Raw genomic sequence first — 19,941 nt, 5'->3', positions numbered from 1 at the left:
CGATTAGAAGCGGGTGCGCATACCCAGGCCAAACTCAGTCTGGCTGTTGTGGCCGTTGGTCGAGCCCACGATGTACTGATCCTTCAGCTTCATGTAGTCAGCCGCCACGTAGAACTCCGTGCGCTTGGACACGTGATAGAAGACCGAACCGTACAGCGTGCTCTTGCGGCCGCTGCCCGAAGCCGTGGCGCCAGTCACATCGGCATAGGCGTTGAGCGTGTTGCCGCCCGAGCTGAAGGCGGCGTTGTTGGCCTTCATGATCTGATAGCCGATTTCGTAATCGAAGGCACCTTGCGGAGCGATCTTCAGCGACACGGTGTAGGCGTTGTCGCTGCGGTTGCCAATCGCGGCCGGCTGCTCGCCGGTGTAGTGGAAGTAGCCCGCGTTGATGCGGAAGATGTCGATGATCACGTTGCCGCCGATCGAGTACGAGCGATCGGTAAAGCCGTTGACCTTGGCTTGCTGCGCGAAGCCTGCCAGGTGGAAGTTGTCACCGTTGTAGCCCAGGGCGAGCGACTCGGTGGTGCCTTGCGAGAACTGGCCCGGCACGCCGCCAAACTGATAGGCCAGGCCCGTGAAGAAGCGGCCATCCCACAGCTTCTTCCACACCACGCCGTTGTTCAGGCGCGTGCCCGTGGCGCTGCCTGCGTAGAAGATCAGTTGCTTGAAGTTGTTGACGTTGGTGTAGCCGCCTTCGTCCAGCGTGACGCTGGCGCTGGTGTACGGGTCGCCGTAGATGCCCGACACATCGCGCGCAATCGCGTTCTGGCGGCCGAAGGTCAGCTTGCCCAGCGATTCGCTCGAGAAGCCCACCCAGGCGTCGCGGTTGAACAGCACGCCCGGGGTGTCCATGTTGCCGGTGGGCGTTTCAAATTCGGATTCCAGCTTGAAGATGGCCGACGTGCCGCCGCCCAGGTCTTCCTTGCCGGTCAGGCCCCAGCGGCTGCCCGAGAACCAGGGCACCTGGAAGCCGGTGGTACGCGCGCCGGCTGCGTTGGTGTTGTTGACGGTGCTGATGGTGGTATCGATCAGGCCATAGAGCGTCACGTTCGACGCTTGGGCGTGGGCGCCGGTGGCAGCCAGGGTGGCCGCGGCGGCCGCAGTCGCCGCCAGGGCGAACTTGATACGGGACATTGAAGTCTCCTTCCTTTGTGGGTAATTGGGTGCCCGGTCGTGATGCCGGCTTCGGATGACGCGCAGCGAGCAGATGGTCAGGCTGCCCGATGCAATCGCTGGGCGAGCGTAGAGGGGGCCACCTTTCTGGAGCCTTTCGCGTCGGCACCGATGCAACGCTAGGGTCTGCCCGCATTGGAATGCCGCTCGTACTGCCCAGCAGAACATGCCGGCTGGCCGAGCGCGTTGTTGCGTGGCCCGTTGCAACCCATTGCAGTCGTGGAAACCCGGTACGCGGTAGAGTGTGGCGTTGCTCCAACCCAACCCCAACAGACTCTCCCCATGCATCCGTCCCAAATGACCGGCCTGCAATTGCTGCAGGCCATGTCGCGCGGTGAGCTGCCGCGCGCGTCCATCAGCGAAACCATCCCGATGTCGATGGACGCCATCGAACCCGGCGTCGTGCATTTCGGTGCGCAGGCTGACAAGCGCCACCTCAATCCGCTGGGTGGCGTGCACGGCGGCTTTGCAGCCACGGTGCTCGATTCGGTGACGGGTTGCGCCGTGCACTCCATGCTCGAAGCCGGCGTCGGCTATGGCACGGTCGACCTGAACGTGAAGATGGTGAAGGCGGTGCCCGTGGATACGCCGCTGGTGGCTGTTGGCCGCGTGCTGCATGTCTCGCGCACGATCGGCGTGTCGGAAGGCACGCTCAAGACGCAGGACGGCACGCTGCTGGCGCATGCCACGGCAACGTGTGTCATTCGCCGTCCGTAACTCGATTCATCCGGAGCACTTGATGTCTGAACCGCTGCAAACCCTGTCTGCCAAAACCACCGCGCTGGTGCTGATCGACCTGCAACGCGGCATCCTGCCGTTTGCGCAGGGGCCGCACTCGCCCGAGCAGGTATTGGGAGCCTCAGCCCGTCTGGCCAAGCGCTTTCGCGAACTGGGCGCGCCCGTGGTGCTGGTGCGTGTGGGCTGGGCGCCGGACTACGCAGATGCACCGCGCCAACCCGTCGACCGCCCGGCACCCACCGTGCCCGGCGGCCTGCCGCCGCAATGGTGGGAGCAACCCGCCGAGCTGGAAGTGGCACCCACCGACATCCAGATCACCAAACGGCAGTGGGGCGCGTTCTACGGCACCGAGCTGGACCTGCAACTGCGCCGACGCGGCATCACCACCATCGTGCTGGGCGGCATTTCAACGCATGTGGGAGTCGAATCAACGGCGCGCGCCGCATGGGAGCACGGCTATGCGCTGGTGCTGGCCGAAGATGCGATGAGCTCGAACGATGCCGCGCTGCATCGCTCTTCTGTGGAGAACGTCTTCCCGCGCCTGGGCCGTGTACGCAGCACCGAAACCATCCTCGCGGCGCTGACGGCCTGAGCGTTCAGGCGCCGTCCTCCACCGGCACGTACAGCACCACCCGCAGCCGCGGGTCTTCCATCACCGGCAAGCCGATGTAGTCGTAGCGGACGATCTTGCCGTCAGGCGTGCGGATCAGCTTGTGCTCCGCACGCTGGGCACGCACCTCGTGCTGGCGCCACCAGGTATCAAACTCACGGCTCTCGGTGCGCAGGCGGTCGACCAGCGCCACGAGCACGGGGTCGTCCGCATGCGGGTCGTACACCGCCCGGAACTTCGCCAGCATGCGGCGCGCCTCGTTCTCCCATTCGACAAAGCGCTCGCGCGCGTTGGCGTACAGGAACATATAGACCAGCGAGTTGCGATCTTCCTGCGGCATCGTGCCGAAATCCATGAAGAGCTGCGTGGTCGCGTCGTTCCAGCACAGCAGCTCGGTGCGGTAGCTGCGCACGTGGGCGGGCAGGACCATGCCGGCAACGGCCCGGCGCAAGACATCGGGCACCGCTTCCGCCTGTGCGTGCCCGACCGTCCCAACCCCGGGCCCCGTGAAGGCCGCTTCCGCGCGCGCCAGCCCACGCATGTGCGCACGCTCATCCGGCGACAGCCTCAGCGCCCGGCCGATCGCCTCGATGGTCGCCACCGAAGGCCGCACGTCGCGCCCCTGCTCGATACGCACATACCAGTCGATGCTGATATTGGCGAGCTGCGCAACTTCCTCCCGGCGCAGCCCGGCGGTACGGCGGCGCCCGGTGCCCTCGGGCAGCCCCACATCCTGCGGGCGCAGGTGACTGCGGCGGCTGCGCAGGAACTCGCCCAGCTCGCTACGGGGCGCGGCGGGGAGGGGAGCCAGATCAGCAGTGAAATCGTCCATGGCGACATTACATACGACGGCACGTATCGATGGGAGGGACAGCGCAATCCTAGGTTAATCCTAGCTCTGAATCGAATCGGCACCGGCGCCTACGCTGCGTCCATCCCTCTTTCCGGAGCCGATCGTGACCCACGCTTCCTCTGTTTCTCCCGCATCAGAACCCCGCCGTTGGCTCGCCTTCGGTGTGATGGTGACTGCGCAATTCATGTTCATCGTCGATGCGTTCATCGCCAATGTGGCGATCCCGAGCATCCGCACGAGCCTGCATGCCACGCCCGCGCAACTGGAAGCCGTGCTGGCGGTGTACCAGCTCGGCTATGCGATTCTGCTCATCACGGGCGGCCGCCTGGGCGATCTGTTCGGCCGCCGTCGCGTGTTCCTGCTGGGCCTCATCGCCTTTACCGCCACCTCGGCCGGCTGCGGGCTGGCGGGCAGTGCGGCAGCGCTCATTGCGTGGCGCTTTGCGCAGGGCCTCTCTGCCGCGATGATGGTGCCGCAGGTGCTGGCAAGCGTGCAGGCGCTCTTTACCGGCGCCGAACGCGACCGTGCGCTGTCGATCTTCGGACTGGTGATGGGCACCGGCGGCGCGGCCGGGTTGCTGGTGGGTGGCGCGCTCACCAGTGCAGACATCGCCGGGCTGGGCTGGCGTGCCGCGTTCCTGATCAACCTGCCGGTGGGGTTGGTGGCGGCGGTGCTGGGCTGGCGCTGGATTCCACGCCCGACAGCGGCCGCCGCCGAGGTCCACCTCGACAAGGCCGGCGTAGCGTGGATGGCCATCAGCGTGGCGGCCGTGCTCGTGCCGCTGCTGTTCGGCCGCGAACTGCACTGGCCGGTGTGGAGCCTGGTCTTGCTCGTCGTCGGCCTGCTCGGCATGGCGACGTTCCAGCAGCTCGAGGCGCGCGTCGACCGTGCGGGTGGCACGCCGTTGCTGCCGCCGGCGCTGCTGCAACATCGCGCCTTCATGACGGGCCTGACGGCGTCTGGGCTGCACTACATCAGCATGATGGCGTTCTTCCTGGTGCTGACGCTGTACCTGCAGAACGGGCGCCAGCTGTCTGCGCTGCGCATGGGCATGGTTATTCTGCCGCTGGCCATTGCGTTTCTCGTCACGTCGCGCGTGGCCAATGCGCTGGTGCGGCGTTACGGCATCCGGTCGCTGCTGGGCGGTCTCGGCCTGATGGCAATGGGGCTGCTGGTGTTGCTGTCGGGCTTCGGCACCACGTGGGCGCACCCGATCGCGCCCAGCATGACGCGCATCAGCATCGCCCTGGCCCTGCATGGCGCGGGGCAGGGACTGGTCATCGTCCCGCTGATCGGCCTGATCCTGACCGGCGTGCCGCGTACGCAGGCCGGCGCAGCAGCGGGGCTGTTGATCACGGCGCAGCAACTGGCCGGCGCGCTGGGCGTGGCGTGTATCGGTGGGCTGTATTTCACCTTTGCCGCCGATGGCACCGTGACCGGCATGACGCACGGCACGATGGCCGGATGCATCGCGATGCTGGTGGCGCTGGGTGCGGCGGCAACCGGCTTCATGCAGCTGGGTGCGCGGCAACGGCAACTGGCGGCGGCCGGTGTGGCAAGCCCGGCCTGAGTTCCCGCCTTTCGATACTGCATTCCATACCAAGGAGAGCGACACAAACGCGCCGCAGTGCATTGATCGGCCCAGGTGGGGGTTCCACACTCCCGCGCGATGCGCTTTGCATCGTCCGCATTCCGCTCCCGCATGGCCACCGTTTCTCTGCTTCGCACCGCATCGTCGGCAACGCCCGCCGCAGCGCCTTCCGTCTCCCTGACCCGTCGCCTCGTTGCGGAGGGGCTTGGCACGGCTTTGCTGATCGCCGTGGTGATTGGCACGGGCATCCACGCGAGTCGCCTCTCCGGCGGCGATGCCACATGGACGCTGCTGGCGCAATCGCTGGCGGGTGGGGCAGGGCTGTGCGCGTTGCTGACGGCGTTCGGGCCGGTATCGGGTGCACACCTGAACCCGGCGGTCACACTGTCGGCGCTGGTGCAGGGGCGCCTGCATTGGCGCGAAGCGCTGGCGTATGCGGTTGCCCAGGCATTGGGCGCCGTGCTCGGCGTGATGGCAGCGCATGCGATGTACGGCATGCCGGCGCTGTCAGCAGGCACCCACGCGGCAACCGGCCCCGCGCTGCGGTGGAGCGAGGCCTTGGCAACGTTCGGGTTGATCGGGGTGGGCATCGCCTGCGGCCGTCATGCGCCGAAGCAGTTGCCACTGGTCGTCGCCACCTACATCGCCGCTGGGTATTGGTTCACCGCATCGTCTTCGCTGGCCAACCCGGCGCTGGCCCTGGCCTGCGCGCTGACCGACGGCCCCTCAGGCATCCGCCCCGGTGATGTGCTTGGCTACATGCTGGCGCAACTGGTCGGTGCACTGGTAGCGACACCGCTGTTTGGTTGGCTGATGGGCGCCAGCGCCGCAAAAGCATCGCCCGCCACCGAGACATCGACACCGCCACTGCCGCTGTCGGCCAGCCGCCGCACCGTCTGACGCGCGGCGCTCAGTGAATCTGAGATAGCCCGTTGGTGCGGGCGAACTGAAAAAGGTCAGTCTCGCGCGCCAAGCCCAGCTTGCGCAGCGCGGCCGTCTTCTGGGTGCTGACGGTCTTGACGCTCGAACCGAGCTTACGCGCAATCTCCGACACGGCCATGCCGCCAGCATACAGGCGCACAACCTCACGCTCGCGCGCGCTCAGGGCCTCGAAAACGTTGCGTACGTTGGGATTGAGACCACTCTCTTCCAGGATGCTCGGGCTGTAGTAGTGCACACCACGCGCAGCTGCCGCGATGGCGTGGCCGACATAGACCAGGTCATCGCTCTTGCTCACGATGGCAGCCACGCCAAGCTGCCGCATGCTGCGCAACAGGGCCGGGTTGTGGACCATCGTGCAGACCACGATCGCCCGCTTCGGATGCTGCTTGCGCAGACGTGCAAGCAACGACATGCCGTCGAATGCCGGGTCCCCGTTCATGCGGTAGTCCGTGACGATGACATCGCAGTCGATATGCTCGAGCACCTGCATCAACTCATGGCCATCGTGCGCCTGCGCAACGACGCGCTGCTGCGGGAACTGCGCGATGGCGGCCGTCAGCCCCATCAGGATCACAGGATGATCGTCTGCCGCCACGATCGATAAGAATGGGGACATGGCGTGCAATCAGGTAAGCGCTGGCTGCGCGGGCGCTTGGAGGCACCGCGGCCCATCGCCGATCAGGGCGCGGCATTGGCGCGGCGCGGCGAAGAAGAAGCAATCGATCTGCGGGCGCAGCAGAAGGGAGGAGATCGGAGCCGTCATGGAGTGGGGAGGACCGGCAAAAGAGTGCCGGTAACCATACCCACGCGCGATACCCAATGGGATCAGACTTTTCTTACTTTGGGTGCCCCGTAACCTTTCGGGGCAGAAGCCGTTTCAATCAGGGCTGCATGAAACTGAACGAGACAGCAGCACGCGCCAATCAAGCAGCCGCCTGCACGTGCGCCAGAAACGCCGTGGTCGACAAGGGCGCCGCCCACAGATACCCCTGCCCAGTCGCACACCCCAGCGCGCGCAAGGTCTGGCGCTGCGCGTCGGTTTCCACCCCTTCGGCAATGCACTCCAGGTGCAGCGTGCGCGCCAGCTCGATCATGGTGCGGCAGATCACGCCGCGCTGGCTGGTCTGGTTGACGGCGGCCGTGAACGAGCGGTCGACCTTGAGGATGGTAAAGGGCAGGTCCGCCAGCAGCTTGAGGGTGGCAATGCCTACACCAAAATCGTCGATGGCCAGCGGATGGCCAAGCAGACGCAGGCGGTTGAGCGCGATGGTCAGCTGCGCGGCATCCGGCACCGGTGAATCTTCGGTGAGTTCCAGACTGATGGAGGCTGGTGCAATGCCGGCCTCCCGCACGATGGATTCGATCCGCTCGATGGTGCCCGGACGGCTGAGCGTTTGCGCGGAGGCGTTCACGCCAATCGGCACCGGATGCGCGTGCGCGGCCAGCACGTGCTGTACACGCACGCAGTGCTCCAGCACGTGGAAAAACAGGCCATCGGCCAGCCCCAGTGCCTCCAGGCGCGGCACAAATGCGGCAGGCGACACGCGCCCATGCACCGGATGGATCCACCGGCACAACGCCTCGGCGCCGACAATCTGATCGCTGGCGAGATCGTGCTGCGGTTGCAAGACCACGTCGATCTGCTCGGGCGTCTCGTTGATCAGCGCGGCAAGCTCGTCGTCGGAAAACTGCGGCGCGCCAAGCGGCGCGGCGGGCGCGGGATTGCGTTCGCGCGCGGCGGCGTCTTCCAGCAACGGCAGTACGTGTGCGGGGCGCAGCGGCTTCTGCACGCCATGCGTGTGGGTCAGGCCAATGGCATCGGCCAGGCTCACGTGCGACTCGACGATGGGCGCATCCATGGCGCTGACCCACGCCCATACGGGCGCCTGCCGGGGGAACACCTTGCCGCCGCGCAGCAGCAGTTGCTCCATCAGTTGGGGGCCGTTCATGCCGGGCATGTCGATGTCGCACAGGACAAGGTCGACATGACAGAGCTGGAGCAGGTAAAGCGCCTCGCGGCCATCGCAAGCGGTCAGGATCTGCTGCACGCCCAGGGTGTGGAGCAGTTGCCTTGCAGCGGCACGTTGCACGGGGTGGTCGTCCACCACCAGCACGGCGAGTTGTGCGAAACCTTCCATCGACCAGTCCTTCTTGTTGTAGGTATGAGGCGGAGGGCGCATCCCGTTTTGCGCCGTGCTGCATCCGCTGCGTGCCGTCATTGAAGCACTGCGCGCGCCCCTTGTCAGTCGGCGACGCCAGAAAAAACAAAGCCCGCGCAGCTTTTCAACTGCGCGGGCCTTGAGCGATTCCCCCAACCTTTTGAGCTTCCGACATCCGGTGTCGACGGTGTCGGGATGTCAGAAATCGTGCCTTAAAAAAATGAAGCCCGCAACAGGGGCGGGCTCAAAAGGGGGGGAGTGCTCTCTAAAGAGAGAGCAAGGTGAAGTTTAGTGGAGGGGTCCCCATCGGACTGTCCGGATGCCGCCGAATCGCTTGTAGGACAAAAACTGACGCAGTTTCGCGGTGTTAGAAGCACAAAGCGCGCGGTTACGCACACATTGGAGACTCTTGCGTGACCCAGGCGACGCTTTCAATGGTGCTGTCCGACACACGACCCTTCGGCTGGAAGGGCGACTTAAAGCAGGCGATTGAAAAAAGTGCTCGTTGCGATCAGGCAACGCCCAGAGGTTTGGGGGCAGGAAAACAGCGTAGCCGGAATCGGCCAAGAGGCAAGGCGACCGCGAGGAACAGCACTCGGACGCGCAAAAGAAAAAAGCCCGAGCACCAGGTGCTCGGGCCACAATCCACCAAGGAGGGTGGAGGAGACAGTTCCTACTATAGCGAATGATTTGCTGCGTTGCAATAAGGTAGAACTACTTAATGCAGCAAGCGTTGCCAAGGCGCCACGCTCGCGAAAACGATTGCAAGGGCAACGGGATGACGCAACGCAACAAAACAAGGCGGCGCGCCCGGAAGTGCATCACTCCCGTGGCGCGCCGCGCGCAGTTTCCGAAGATTTGGCGAAAGTATCCGCTTACTTTTTAGGCAGCATTAAAACGCCGACAGGATCGCGCCCTTGAACTGCGTATCGATGAACTTGCGCACCTCTTCCGACTGGTAGGCGTGCACCAGCGTCTTCACCCACGGCTGGTTCTTGTCTTTCTCACGCACGGCGATCAGGTTGGCGTACGGGCCTTGGCGGTCTTCCAGCGCAATCGCGTCCTTGGTGGGCGACAGGTTGTTCTTGACCGCGTAGTCCGTGTTGATGGAAGCGGCGTCCAAGTCATCCAGCGAGCGCGGCAGTTGGGCCGAATCCAGCTCGATCAGCTTGATCTTCTTCGGGTTCTCGACCACGTCGCGCGGGGTGGCGTTGTTGCCGTTCGTGCCCGCACCGGCCTTGAGCTTGATCACGCCGGCCTTCTGCAGCAGGAGCAGCGCGCGGTTGCCGTTGGACGGATCGCTCTGGATACCGACCTTGGCGCCCTCCTTGAGCTCGGCAAACGACTTCACTTTCTTCGAGTAGAAGCCCATCGGTGCCACGTAGGTCAGGCCGACGTTGACGATCTTGTAGTTGCGCGCCTTGATCTGGCTGTCGAGGAAGGGCTGGTGCTGGAAGCCGTTGGCGTCCAGGTCACCGGCGTCGAGCGCGGGGTTGGGCTGGGCGTAGTCGTTGAACTCGATGATCTTGACGTCCAGGCCGTCCTTTTTGGCGACCTTCTGCACGACTTCCCAGATTTGCGCATCGGGGCCGCTCATGGTGCCGAGCTTGACCTGCTTGGTGTCGGCGTTGGCGGCAGCAGACAGGGTGGCGGCAGCGGCAAAGGCGATGGCCGGTACGGCCACGCGCGCAAGGCGGGAGAACAGAGACATGGAGAAACCTCGTCGATTTTGTCGTGGATACGTGAACGAAAGCCGCCCGCGGGTAGCGGGCGGTGTGTAACGTGATCCTGTCATAGAGACGCCGACGGCCGAACGATAATTTCGGCATGTCGATATGCCGGGCAACGGTGCAAAACCAAGCACCATGCCGGTTTGCGGCGAGCAGTGATACAGCAGCTGGGCTACTCGGTCTCATCCACCTCGACGGGCGGCGGCTCGGCGGCGGGCAGGGCGACGACGAAGCACGCGCCGCCATCGGCGGGCTTTTCGACCCAGATGCGGCCGTTGTGCGCGCTGACGATGGCCTCGCATACGGCCAGGCCCAGGCCAACGCCGGTGGTGGCCGACTCCTTCTCGCCGCGCGTGAACTTCTCGAAGATGATCCGCTCGGCGCCGGCCGGCACACCGGGGCCGTGGTCGCGCACCTGCAGGCGCAGTTCCTGGCCGCGCTTCTCGTCTTGCACGATGGCCGCGGAGATGTGCACCTCGGTACCGGCCGGCGCAAACTTGCCGGCGTTCTCCAACAGGTTGGACAGCACGCGCTCCATGAGCGGGCCGTCGCAGCGCACCAGCGGCAGCTCGGCCATGTCGTCCACCACCACGCGGTGATCGGGCAGGGGAATGGCCTGCAGCGCCGCGCCGATCAGTTCTTCAATCGACTGCCACTCCAGCCGCAGCTTGACCTCGCGGTTCTGCAGGCGGGCCATGTCGAGCAGGTTGGTGACCATCGTGCGCATGCGCTGCGCCTGCTGGCCGATGGCAGCGGCAGCTTCCGCCTGCAGCGGCGAAAGTGGTGGCTGATTGGGCTGCGGGCGCGTGAGCGTCTCGGCCATCCCCACCAGCCCGGTCAGCGGCGTGCGCAAGTCGTGCGACACCGCCGCCAGCAGTGAATTGCGCAGCCGCTCCGATTCAATGCGCACCAGCGCGTCCTGCGCGATCTCCACGTAGTGCACACGCTCGATGGCGATGGCGATGAGCGTGGCGCAGGCGTCGATCTGGCGGCGGTTGTCGGGCTGGGCCAGCACCTGGAAAGCTTCGGGCTCGACTGCCAGCACACCGCGAATCGCCATCGGCGCCTTCAGCGGCAGATACAGCACCGAGCCCGAGGGCAGCGTGTGGGTGCCGGTGCCCGCAGGCTGGCCGTGCTGATACGTCCAATCGGCCAGCACGCGGTCGAGGTTGGGCATGCCCGAGGGTGCCGCATTGGACACCCCGGACACCGCAGCGGCGCCCTCCGGCTTGGCGATCTGCGGTGCGCCCAGCCGGCCATCCAGCCCAACGAAGAAGAACGCGCAACGCCCACCAAACGTTGCGTTGACGAAGCGCCCACCAATGCTGACGATCTGGTCCAGCGTAAGCGCGGCAGACAGCTCGCGTGCCGCCTCATACAGAGCACGTGCGGCAGCCTCGCGTTGCACGGCAACTTCAGCCTGTTCACGCAGGCCCGCCGTGAGCTGCCCCACCAGCAAACCCACCGCCAGCATCACGGCGAAGGTCAGCAGGTATTGCACGTCGCTCACGGCAAACGACCAGCGCGGCGGCACGAAGAAGAAATCGAACAACGCCACCGACAGCACCGACGCCAGCGCCGCCGGCCCGCGCCCGTGGCGCATCGCCACCGCCACCACGGCGGCCAGAAACAGCATGACGATGTTGGCCAGGTCAAACACCGGGCGCACCAGGCTGGAGAGCGCGGTGGCAATCCCCACGTACACCCCCGCGGCCAGGTAACCCGGTGTCAACCAACCGGGTTGGGCATCCGCCGCACGCTCGACCTCGGTGCGGACATCCGCACGCCCGAACGCCGCCGCCTTGGGCGTGAGCTGGATGCGCGCCGGATCAGCCGCCGCGCGAATCACATCCACCTCCGGGCAATGCCGCGCGAGCGCCTCGGCAAAGTCGCCGCTGGGCAGACGGCGCTCCAGCCCGATGGCGAGGCGCAGCGCCACAACCACGGCACGCGGCGAGCGCCAGCGCCTCTCCGGCGGCCGCCCGATCACCGCCTTGGTGATGTTGTGACGGCGGATGTAGCCCGTGATGGCCTCGATCGCGTTCGTGCCGGCTAGCGTCTCCACCTTCGCACCCGCATCTTCGGCCAGCTTGAGCAGCGCGTGCAGGCGCTCGGTACGGCCGTCGGCGGCGCGCAGATGCGGCATCACCACGGCCACGGCGTGCCAGTCGCATTCGAGCTGCGCAGACAGGCGTGCTGCGCTGCGAATCACCTGTTCGCTGTCGCCCTGCGGGTCCAGGCACGCGACGATGGTCTCGCGGGTGCGCCAGACGTTTTCGATGCGGCGGGCGCGGCGGTAGGCCTGCACGTCGTCGTCCACGCGGTCGGCGGTGCGGCGCAGGGCCAACTCGCGCAGGGCAATGAGGTTGCCCTTGCGGAAGAAATTGCGCGCCGCGTGCTGGGCCTGCTCGGGCATGTAGACCTTGCCCTCGGCCAGGCGGCGCAGCAGTTCATCGGCGGGCAGGTCGACGAGGATGACTTCATTGGCGCTGTCGAACACCGCGTCGGGCACGGTTTCCCATACGCGGATGCCGGTGATGCTGCCCACCGCCTCGTTCAGGCTGTCGAGGTGCTGGACGTTGACGGTGGTCCAGACGTCGATGCCGGCAGCGAGCAGGTCTTCGATGTCTTGCCAGCGCTTGGGGTGGCGTGAGCCTGCCACGTTGGAGTGCGCAAGCTCGTCGACGAGGATGAGGGCGGGCTTGCGGGCCAGCGCGGCGTCCAGGTCGAACTCGGGGAGGGCGCGGCCCTTGTATTCGATCTGACGGGTGGGGAGGTGTTCCAGGTCGGCGACCAGCGCGGCGGTTTCTGATCGGCCGTGGGTTTCGACCAGGCCGATGATGACGTCGATGCCTTGTGCACGTGCCGCCTTTGCTGCGGACAGCATGGCGTAGGTTTTCCCCACCCCTGCGGAGGCGCCGAAGTAGATGCGCAGCTTGCCGCGGGAGGCGTGCTCCTTGTTGGATTGGAGTTCGGCCAGGAGGGCGTCGGGATTAGGGCGCTGGTCGGCTGTCATGCGGTTCATTTTGTAGGTTTGGGCCTTGGTGGTCCATCCCCTGTTTCATCCCCTGCCGGGGCTGACTCACTTTCTTTGTCTTGCCAAAGAAAGTAAGCAAAGAAAGGCGCGCCCGATGCGGCGACAGACTCCTTGAATTTATGTCGCAAGGAGGGGAAGGGAAAAACTCGCTGCGCTCAGACAGTTTCCCTTCCTTTTTCCTCCTTGCAACAGAAATTCAAGGCGCCGCATAGGGCAGGAACGTCAAACGACAAAAACCAAACCGTTGGTTCACTTGCGTTGCCGGTTGTGAACCAACGGTTTGGCCGTTCTTGCCCTTGATGGCGCCTTGAATTTTTGTAAGCGGGCGGAAAAAAGACGGGGAACTGTCTGAGCGCAGCGAGTTTTCCCCGTCTCCGCACGGTTACAAAAATTCAAGGGGGTGTCGCCATCTCGGGCGCGCCTTTCTTTGCTTACTTTCTTTGGCAAGACAAAGAAAGTGAGTCGGGCCCGGCAGGGCACGAAATAGGGGACGTACCACCAAGACCCGACTCAAAAAACGCTCACTTCAAATCATCCAGCGCCAGGTTGAGCTCCAGCACATTGACGGTCGGCTCCCCAAACAGGCCCAGGATCGGCCCCTTGGTGTTTTCAGCCACGACCTTCTTCACGGTCTCGACCGGCATGTTGCGCGCCTTCGCCACGCGCTCGACTTGGTACGCAGCAGCAGCCGGGCTGATATGCGGGTCCAGGCCGCTACCCGAAGCTGTCACAAGGTCAGCCGGAATCGGCGCCGTATTCGTCGGGTCCGCTTCCTTGAGCGCAGCAATCCGCGCCTTGGCTGCATCCGTCAACGCCGGGTTGCTCGGGCCGAGGTTGGAACCGCCCGAAGCCTGCGCGTTGTACGGGTTGGGCGAGGTGGCCGAGATGCGCCCCCAGAAATACTGCGGCGTATCAAAGTTCTGCCCGATCAGCGACGAGCCCACGGGCTTGCCATGACGCTCGATGATCGAGCCCCCGGCCTGCGCCGGAAACAGCCCCTTGCCGATGCCCGTCACCACCACCGGATACAGCACGCCGGTAATCAGCGACAGGCCAACGAAGACCACCAGCGCCGCGCGCAGCAGCCCACCTTGTTGCGGCACGTCGGGCTGCACAGGTTGCGTTGTTGTGGTTGCCATGAATGCACTCCTTGCTTACACCCAGCCCATTGCGGCCAGGAACATGTCGATGATCTTGATGCCCGGGAAGGGCAGCAGCAGACCGCCCAGGCCGTAGATCAAGAGGTTGCGGCGCAGCAGCGTGGCTGCCCCCAGCGCGCGGTACTTCACGCCCTTCAGTGCCAGCGGAATCAGGAACACGATGATCAGCGCGTTGAAGATCACCGCGCTCATCACGGCCGATGCGGGCGTGGCCAGATGCATCACGTTCAGCGCTGCCAGCTGCGGATACGTCGTCGCAAACGCGGCCGGAATGATGGCGAAGTACTTCGCCACATCGTTGGCGATCGAGAACGTGGTCAGCGAGCCGCGCGTCATCAGCATCTGCTTGCCGATCTCGACAATCTGAATCAGCTTGGTCGGGCTGGAATCCAGGTCGACCATGTTGCCGGCCTCTTTGGCGGCCTGCGTGCCGCTGTTCATCGCGACGGCCACGTCGGCTTGCGCAAGCGCGGGCGCATCGTTGGTGCCGTCACCGGTCATGGCGACGAGGCGGCCTTGCGCCTGCTGCTCGCGGATGAGCGCGAGCTTGGTCTCGGGCGTGGCTTCGGCGATGAAGTCATCGACGCCGGCTTCAGCGGCGATGGACGCAGCGGTCAGGCGGTTGTCGCCGGTGATCATCACCGTCTTGATGCCCATCTGACGCAGCTCGGCAAAGCGCTCGCGGATACCGGCCTTCACGATGTCCTTCAGCTCCACCACGCCGAGCACGCGGTCGTTGTCGGACACCACCAGCGGCGTGCCGCCTTGGCGCGCCACATCATCCACAGCGGTGGACACGGCTTCCGGAAACTTGCCGGCCAGCAGCGTCACGTGCGTGCGGATGGCATCGGCTGCGCCCTTGCGGATCTGGCGCGCCTCACCGTTCTGGCCCACGTTGATGCCGCTCATACGCGTTTGCGCAGAGAAGGCGACATACACGGGTTGCGTCTTCGCCAGTGCGGCTTCATCGATGGACGCTTCGCCCAGGTTGCGTGCGAGCGTGACGATGCTGCGGCCTTCCGGCGTTTCATCGGCCAGCGACGACAGCCATGCCGCTTCGGCCAACTGCTTGGCCGTCACACCCGGTGCGGGAATGAAGCGCGAAGCCTGACGGTTACCGTGCGTGATGGTGCCGGTCTTGTCGAGCAGCAGCACATCCACGTCACCCGCGGCTTCCACCGCGCGGCCCGAGGTGGCGATCACGTTGGCCTGCATCATGCGGCTCATGCCCGCCACGCCAATCGCCGAGAGCAACCCACCGATGGTCGTCGGGATCAGGCACACCAGCAGCGCGACGAGCACGGTAATCGTGATCGGCGAGCCAGCCTTCATCGCGTCCACCGAGAACAGCGAGTACGGCAGCAACGTGACGGTGGCCAGCATCAGGATGATGGTCAGGCTCACCAGCAGGATCGTCAGCGCGAGCTCGTTGGGGGTCTTCTGGCGCTTGGCGCCTTCCACCATCGAGATCATGCGATCGAGGAAGCTCTCGCCCGGGTTAGCGGTGATGCGCACGACGATCCAGTCCGACAGCACGCGCGTGCCGCCCGTCACCGACGAGAAGTCACCGCCCGACTCACGGATGACCGGAGCCGATTCGCCCGTGATGGCGCTTTCATCCACCGAGGCCACGCCTTCGATCACCTCGCCGTCGCCGGGGACCATGTCGCCGGCTTCGATGAGGACGATGTCGTCACGGCGCAGCGCGGTGGCGGCGCGGGCTTCCACGCGGTCGCGGCGGCGCGCATCCGACAACACCTTCGCTTGCACCGTGGTCTTGATGCCGCGCAGCGATGCGGCCTGCTGCTTGCTGCGGCCCTCGGCCAGTGCTTCGGCAAAGTTGGCAAACAGCACGGTGAACCACAGCCACACCGACACGGCGAGGATGAAGCCCGCCGGGGCCTCGGCCTGGCCACGCAGGGCCATGATCCAGAGGATGGTGGTGAGAATGCTGCCGATGTAGACGACAAACATCACCGGGTTCTTGGCCTGCGCACGCGGCGAGAGCTTGCGGAAGCTGTCAACGATGGCCGGCTTGACCAGCGCCATCGAGAACATCGACAGCTTGCGCACCTCCTTGGCCGACAGCGGCTGATGGCCGCCGCCATGGTGCGTAGTGGTAGTGCGGGCCGCAGCGCCGCCGGTAGCGCCAGCCTCGGCGCCATCCAGCCTGTGCTGAACGGTGCGCACGACAGGATCGGAATCAGGGTAACGGATAGCCATAAGGCACCTGTTGATATGAGTGGACTGCGCGCTTTAGCGTGCGAGATGTTCCGCAATGGGGCCGAGCGCCAGCGCCGGGATGTAGGTGAGCGCACCCACCAGCAGCACCGAGCCGATCAGCAGCACGACAAAGAGGGGCCCGTGCGTGGGCAGCGTGCCAACCGTCACCGGCAGGCGCTTCTTGGCGGCAAACGTGCCTGCCATCGCCAGCACCGGAACGATGATCCAAAAGCGGCCCAGCCACATGGCAATGCCCAGCGCCACGTTGTAGAACGGCGTGTTGGCCGACAGCCCCGCAAACGCGCTGCCGTTGTTGTTGGCGGCCGACGAGAAGGCGTACAGCACTTCAGAGAAGCCATGCGTGCCGGGGTTGAAGATGCCCGCCTTGCCACCCGCAGCCAGCACGGCAACGGCGGTGCCCACGAGCACCAGCAGCGGCGTGACGAGAATGGCGATGGACGTCATCTTCATCTCGAACACCTCGATCTTCTTGCCGAGGTATTCCGGCGTGCGGCCGATCATCAGACCTGCGATGAACACAGCCAGGATGGCGTACACCAGCATGCCGTACAGGCCCGAGCCCACACCGCCAAACACCACTTCGCCCAGCTGCATCAGGAACATCGGCACGAAGCCACCCAGCGCAGTCAGCGAGTCATGCATGGCATTGACCGCACCGCAGGACGCTGAGGTGGTGATGGTCACGAACAGCGACGTTGCCACGACGCCAAAGCGCGATTCCTTGCCTTCCATGTTGCCGATGGCCTGGTCGATGCCCAGGTTGGCCAGCATGGGGTTGGCATGCATTTCCGACCACATCTCGAAGACGGCCAGCACCACAAACAGCACCGTCATGGCCGCCAACACGGCCCAGCCCTGACGACGATCCCCCACCATGCCGCCAAACGTGAAGCACAGCGCCGCCGGGATGATGAAGATGGCCAGCATCTGCACGAAGTTCGTCAGCGCATTCGGGTTCTCGTACGGGTGCGCCGAGTTGGCGTTGAAGAGGCCGCCACCGTTGGTGCCGAGCATCTTGATCGCCTCTTGCGAAGCAACCGGGCCCATCGGCAGGGTCTGCGTTTGCGTGGTGGCCTTCTCGGTCACGGGGTTGCCCTGGGCATCCTTGAGCGGCTGGCCGCTGGCGTCCATCTTCGGGTTGTCATACGTGGTGGCCGTGACGGTGGTCACGTCCTTGTACGCATCGAAGTTCTGGATCACGCCCTGGCTCACGAAGAACACCGACACGATGATCGACAGCGGCAGCAGCACGTACACCGTAGCGCGCGTGAAATCGACCCAGAAGTTGCCGATGGTCTTGGCCGAATGGCGTGCAAAGCCGCGGATGAGCGCAATCACCACCGCAATGCCCGTGGCGGCCGACAGGAAGTTCTGCACCGCCAGCCCGAGCATCTGCGTGAGATAGCTCATCGTGCTTTCGCCCGAATAGCCTTGCCAGTTGGTGTTGGTGACAAAGCTGACCGCCGTGTTGAACGACGAATCCGGCGTGACCGCACCAAAGCTCTGCGGGTTCAACGGCAGCCACTGCTGCAGGCGCTGCAGCGCATACACCGCCAGCGCACCCAGCACGTTGACGACGATGACGGCCACCGCATAGCGCTTCCAGCCCATCTCCGCCTGCGGATTGACGCCGGCAATGCGATAGAAGAAGCGCTCGATAGGACCGAGCCAGTGGGTGCGCGAAGGCTTGTCGCCAAACACGCCGGCCATGTAAGTGCCGAGCGGCCTGGCCAGGACCAGCAGCACGACCAGGTAGATCGCCAGCTGGAGGAGGAACGCATTCATGGTGTGCCTCGCATTGTTGTTAGAAGCGTTCGGGCCACAGCAGGGCCACGAACAAATAGACGAGCAAGGCCACCGTGATGGCCCCGGACAACACGTAGAGCCAGGTCATTGCTGTTTCTCCATTGCGTGCGTGGTGGGCTGGTTTTTGGTGGCAAGCCGGCCAGAGAGGGCGAGCAATCCGCCCACTGCCAAGGCCAGCACCGCGAGGCCGGCGAGATAAACGAAGTCCATATGCGCTCCCCTTTCCTTCAGGTCGTGGTTGTCAGAACGTCTTGGTCACGGCGAGCAGGGCGGTCGCCTTGCCCATGTAGCTGCCTCGTGTATTGGTGTAGGCCAGACGCGATGCATTGGTGTCGATGTAGCTCAAGGAAGCTGTCCAGCCCGAACCAAAATCCTTCGTTACGCCCACTTTCCAGTCGGCATATGACGTGCGCACCACTTGGTGCGGCACCTGCTGATAACCCACGTGCAGGTTCAGCGTCAGGCCCCAGAAACCGGTGTCGAAATTGCCCGACAGGTCGAAGTACTGGCTGTGGTGGCTATCGGCAAAACCGAACAGGTTGGAGAACGCGTGCGAGTACTTGAACGCCACCGGGCCATAGCCGATCTGTGCATAGCCTTCGGTGGTGTGCGGGCGGGTGTACCCGTCGGGGTAGCTGCCCGGGTAGTAGTACTGCAGCACGCCCACGTCGATAGGGACGTCCTTCATCAGCTCGGTCTTGTAGCCGCCGTAGAAGTCCATCTCGATGGGGGCGGACACGTTGGGGTTGGAATCCCCCAGCCAGCTGATCGACGAGTTCCAGTTGCCGACGTAGAAGCCCTCGGGCAGCACGCCGCCCGGAATGGCGTAATCAACGCCGCCCTGGATGGCCGGCTTGTTGTTGGTTTGCATGATCCCGCGATAGCGGTACTGGCTGGCCAGCGTGACGTTGGCCGTCAGCGGGCTGGCGGGTGCCGCGGCCGGTGCCGGGGCCGCATCGTTGGACTGCGCAAAAGCGGCCGCGCTGGAGAGCGCTGCGGCACACATGACAACGCCACCGATGACGGTGGCGCGCAAAGAAACCTGCTTGGCTTGCATGGACCTTTCCCTTGTTGTTTTAGGTGCCGCCCGGCCCGGCGCTCAAGCGCCCGACTGGAACCGGATGCGGCGTGCACGCGGGCTCCCGTCAGTGGGCCTGCGTGCAGTGCAACATTAGGGAAAGGGGGTAAAAACGGGGTAAAGGTTGGGGGAGGGGTAAACGCGGTGTAAAAATGGGCCGCTGGGTTAGCAGCCCGCTCGAAACCGGCCGGCTTTGGCTGAACATGGTCAACCAAAGCCGGCCCAAAGCACTGTTCAGAGCTTCTGCCAGATTTGCGAGAAGCTAGAAATTTTATGAACGCCGTTCACGCTTTCACTACGGATTGATTCAGGAAGATCATCGGGATCACCGTGAAGAACATGGATGCTGCCCAATGCATCGTCATAGAAGGCGAATCCCAAACGGTCCATCGCCTCGATTGCAAACGTCCAGAAAGAGTTGTCGAAGGCAGGCCTATCTAGGCTAAGGCACTTGATACCCTCAACGTCATTCCCGATCACGTTGGCTACGTCCGCGATCTTGTCTGGCGGGAACGCAACCTCAAGCCCCGAGACCTTGACCCAGTATTCCGTACCGCCCCAGAAACTCAATAACGGGCGCTTCGACAAGCTTCGAAGCGAATTTACGATCTCGCGAAGGCGTGCAGACCGGCGATTCGCTGAGGGCGGTGCTTGATCAGTAGTTCACTTGTTGCGACACATATGTCAGTATTCAGACATGGAACTCCGTAACGAACTTGCCAAACTGCATCACCACCACGGCCGCATTTCATCGCGCCGTGGTTCGTTACGTCCATAGCACTGAAAGCGGGGGCCAACCGGTCCTGCTTCAGGCAACACG

At 64.5% G+C, this 19,941-nt stretch carries 17 protein-coding genes; 4 read left to right on the top strand and 13 right to left on the bottom strand.

Features of this window, described 5'->3' with window-relative positions:
- Positions 1–3: 3 nt before the first annotated feature.
- Entirely contained in the window at positions 4–1,134 is a 1,131-nt protein-coding gene (locus V6657_RS17165; protein WP_048935269.1) for a porin, read from the bottom strand.
- Positions 1,135–1,455: 321 nt separating this feature from the next.
- Between V6657_RS17165 and V6657_RS17160 the strand changes: the two genes are divergently transcribed.
- On the top strand, positions 1,456–1,890 hold the full coding sequence (locus V6657_RS17160; protein ID WP_048935270.1) for a PaaI family thioesterase: 435 nt from the start codon (positions 1,456–1,458) through the stop codon (positions 1,888–1,890).
- A gap of 22 nt (positions 1,891–1,912) precedes the next feature.
- Positions 1,913–2,503 (top strand): hydrolase, encoded by a 591-nt coding sequence (locus V6657_RS17155; RefSeq protein ID WP_048935271.1) that lies wholly within the window; start codon positions 1,913–1,915, stop codon positions 2,501–2,503.
- Positions 2,504–2,507: 4 nt separating this feature from the next.
- Here the strand turns inward: V6657_RS17155 and V6657_RS17150 are convergent, their stop codons facing one another.
- Positions 2,508–3,353, bottom strand: coding sequence for a helix-turn-helix transcriptional regulator (locus tag V6657_RS17150; protein ID WP_048935272.1), 846 nt, complete (start codon positions 3,351–3,353; stop codon positions 2,508–2,510).
- A 124-nt stretch (positions 3,354–3,477) separates the two neighbouring features.
- On the opposite strand from V6657_RS17150, the gene V6657_RS17145 reads away from it, so the two are divergent.
- Both V6657_RS17145 and V6657_RS17140 read left to right on the top strand, forming a co-directional pair.
- Positions 3,478–4,944 (top strand): MFS transporter, encoded by a 1,467-nt coding sequence (locus V6657_RS17145; RefSeq protein ID WP_048935273.1) that lies wholly within the window; start codon positions 3,478–3,480, stop codon positions 4,942–4,944.
- Positions 4,945–5,076: 132 nt separating this feature from the next.
- Complete coding sequence (locus tag V6657_RS17140; protein WP_048935280.1) at positions 5,077–5,865, top strand: MIP/aquaporin family protein; 789 nt, start codon at positions 5,077–5,079, stop codon at positions 5,863–5,865.
- A 10-nt stretch (positions 5,866–5,875) separates the two neighbouring features.
- Here the strand turns inward: V6657_RS17140 and V6657_RS17135 are convergent, their stop codons facing one another.
- The 11 genes from V6657_RS17135 to V6657_RS17085 form a co-directional block, all read right to left on the bottom strand.
- Complete coding sequence (locus V6657_RS17135; protein WP_048935274.1) at positions 5,876–6,523, bottom strand: response regulator transcription factor; 648 nt, start codon at positions 6,521–6,523, stop codon at positions 5,876–5,878.
- A 307-nt stretch (positions 6,524–6,830) separates the two neighbouring features.
- Positions 6,831–8,045 (bottom strand): EAL domain-containing protein, encoded by a 1,215-nt coding sequence (locus V6657_RS17130; protein WP_048935281.1) that lies wholly within the window; start codon positions 8,043–8,045, stop codon positions 6,831–6,833.
- A 913-nt stretch (positions 8,046–8,958) separates the two neighbouring features.
- Positions 8,959–9,777: a MetQ/NlpA family lipoprotein gene (locus tag V6657_RS17125; RefSeq protein WP_048935275.1), complete on the bottom strand. Its 819-nt coding sequence runs from the start codon at positions 9,775–9,777 to the stop codon at positions 8,959–8,961.
- Positions 9,778–9,968: 191 nt separating this feature from the next.
- Positions 9,969–12,812 (bottom strand): sensor histidine kinase KdpD, encoded by a 2,844-nt coding sequence (locus V6657_RS17120; RefSeq protein WP_048935282.1) that lies wholly within the window; start codon positions 12,810–12,812, stop codon positions 9,969–9,971.
- 542 nt (positions 12,813–13,354) lie between these two features.
- Positions 13,355–13,972, bottom strand: coding sequence for a potassium-transporting ATPase subunit KdpC (gene kdpC, locus V6657_RS17115; protein ID WP_048935740.1), 618 nt, complete (start codon positions 13,970–13,972; stop codon positions 13,355–13,357).
- 15 nt (positions 13,973–13,987) lie between these two features.
- Positions 13,988–16,216, bottom strand: coding sequence for a potassium-transporting ATPase subunit KdpB (gene kdpB, locus V6657_RS17110; protein WP_048935739.1), 2,229 nt, complete (start codon positions 16,214–16,216; stop codon positions 13,988–13,990).
- A 33-nt stretch (positions 16,217–16,249) separates the two neighbouring features.
- The gene (kdpA, locus tag V6657_RS17105) at positions 16,250–18,022 is read right to left on the bottom strand and encodes a potassium-transporting ATPase subunit KdpA (RefSeq protein ID WP_048935738.1); all 1,773 of its coding nucleotides are present in this window, start codon (positions 18,020–18,022) and stop codon (positions 16,250–16,252) included.
- 19 nt (positions 18,023–18,041) lie between these two features.
- Positions 18,042–18,131: a K(+)-transporting ATPase subunit F gene (kdpF, locus tag V6657_RS17100; RefSeq protein ID WP_037026363.1), complete on the bottom strand. Its 90-nt coding sequence runs from the start codon at positions 18,129–18,131 to the stop codon at positions 18,042–18,044.
- Entirely contained in the window at positions 18,128–18,253 is a 126-nt protein-coding gene (locus V6657_RS17095; protein ID WP_274923381.1) for a hypothetical protein, read from the bottom strand. The genes kdpF and V6657_RS17095 overlap by 4 nt, the downstream gene beginning before the upstream one ends.
- Before the next feature lie 31 nt (positions 18,254–18,284).
- On the bottom strand, positions 18,285–19,100 hold the full coding sequence (locus V6657_RS17090) for a TorF family putative porin (RefSeq protein WP_048935737.1): 816 nt from the start codon (positions 19,098–19,100) through the stop codon (positions 18,285–18,287).
- Positions 19,101–19,355: 255 nt separating this feature from the next.
- Positions 19,356–19,709: a hypothetical protein gene (locus V6657_RS17085; RefSeq protein WP_137884841.1), complete on the bottom strand. Its 354-nt coding sequence runs from the start codon at positions 19,707–19,709 to the stop codon at positions 19,356–19,358.
- Positions 19,710–19,941: the final 232 nt, after the last annotated feature.

Source organism: Ralstonia sp. RRA (assembly GCF_037023145.1).
GTDB lineage: Bacteria > Pseudomonadota > Gammaproteobacteria > Burkholderiales > Burkholderiaceae > Ralstonia.
This window is presented reverse-complemented; position numbering and strand designations above follow the sequence as displayed.

Excerpts from the sequence above, each read along its gene's own strand:
- V6657_RS17165 (WP_048935269.1), bottom strand. The coding sequence starts at position 1,134 with ATGTCCCGTATCAAGTTCGCCCTGGCGGCGACTGCGGCCGCCGCGGCC.
- V6657_RS17160 (WP_048935270.1), top strand. The coding sequence starts at position 1,456 with ATGCATCCGTCCCAAATGACCGGCCTGCAATTGCTGCAGGCCATGTCG.
- V6657_RS17155 (WP_048935271.1), top strand. The coding sequence starts at position 1,913 with ATGTCTGAACCGCTGCAAACCCTGTCTGCCAAAACCACCGCGCTGGTG.
- V6657_RS17150 (WP_048935272.1), bottom strand. The coding sequence starts at position 3,353 with ATGGACGATTTCACTGCTGATCTGGCTCCCCTCCCCGCCGCGCCCCGT.
- V6657_RS17140 (WP_048935280.1), top strand. The coding sequence starts at position 5,077 with ATGGCCACCGTTTCTCTGCTTCGCACCGCATCGTCGGCAACGCCCGCC.
- V6657_RS17135 (WP_048935274.1), bottom strand. The coding sequence starts at position 6,523 with ATGTCCCCATTCTTATCGATCGTGGCGGCAGACGATCATCCTGTGATC.
- V6657_RS17130 (WP_048935281.1), bottom strand. The coding sequence starts at position 8,045 with ATGGAAGGTTTCGCACAACTCGCCGTGCTGGTGGTGGACGACCACCCC.
- V6657_RS17125 (WP_048935275.1), bottom strand. The coding sequence starts at position 9,777 with ATGTCTCTGTTCTCCCGCCTTGCGCGCGTGGCCGTACCGGCCATCGCC.
- V6657_RS17120 (WP_048935282.1), bottom strand. The coding sequence starts at position 12,812 with ATGACAGCCGACCAGCGCCCTAATCCCGACGCCCTCCTGGCCGAACTC.
- kdpC (WP_048935740.1), bottom strand. The coding sequence starts at position 13,972 with ATGGCAACCACAACAACGCAACCTGTGCAGCCCGACGTGCCGCAACAA.
- kdpB (WP_048935739.1), bottom strand. The coding sequence starts at position 16,216 with ATGGCTATCCGTTACCCTGATTCCGATCCTGTCGTGCGCACCGTTCAG.
- kdpA (WP_048935738.1), bottom strand. The coding sequence starts at position 18,022 with ATGAATGCGTTCCTCCTCCAGCTGGCGATCTACCTGGTCGTGCTGCTG.
- kdpF (WP_037026363.1), bottom strand. The coding sequence starts at position 18,131 with ATGACCTGGCTCTACGTGTTGTCCGGGGCCATCACGGTGGCCTTGCTC.
- V6657_RS17095 (WP_274923381.1), bottom strand. The coding sequence starts at position 18,253 with ATGGACTTCGTTTATCTCGCCGGCCTCGCGGTGCTGGCCTTGGCAGTG.
- V6657_RS17090 (WP_048935737.1), bottom strand. The coding sequence starts at position 19,100 with ATGCAAGCCAAGCAGGTTTCTTTGCGCGCCACCGTCATCGGTGGCGTT.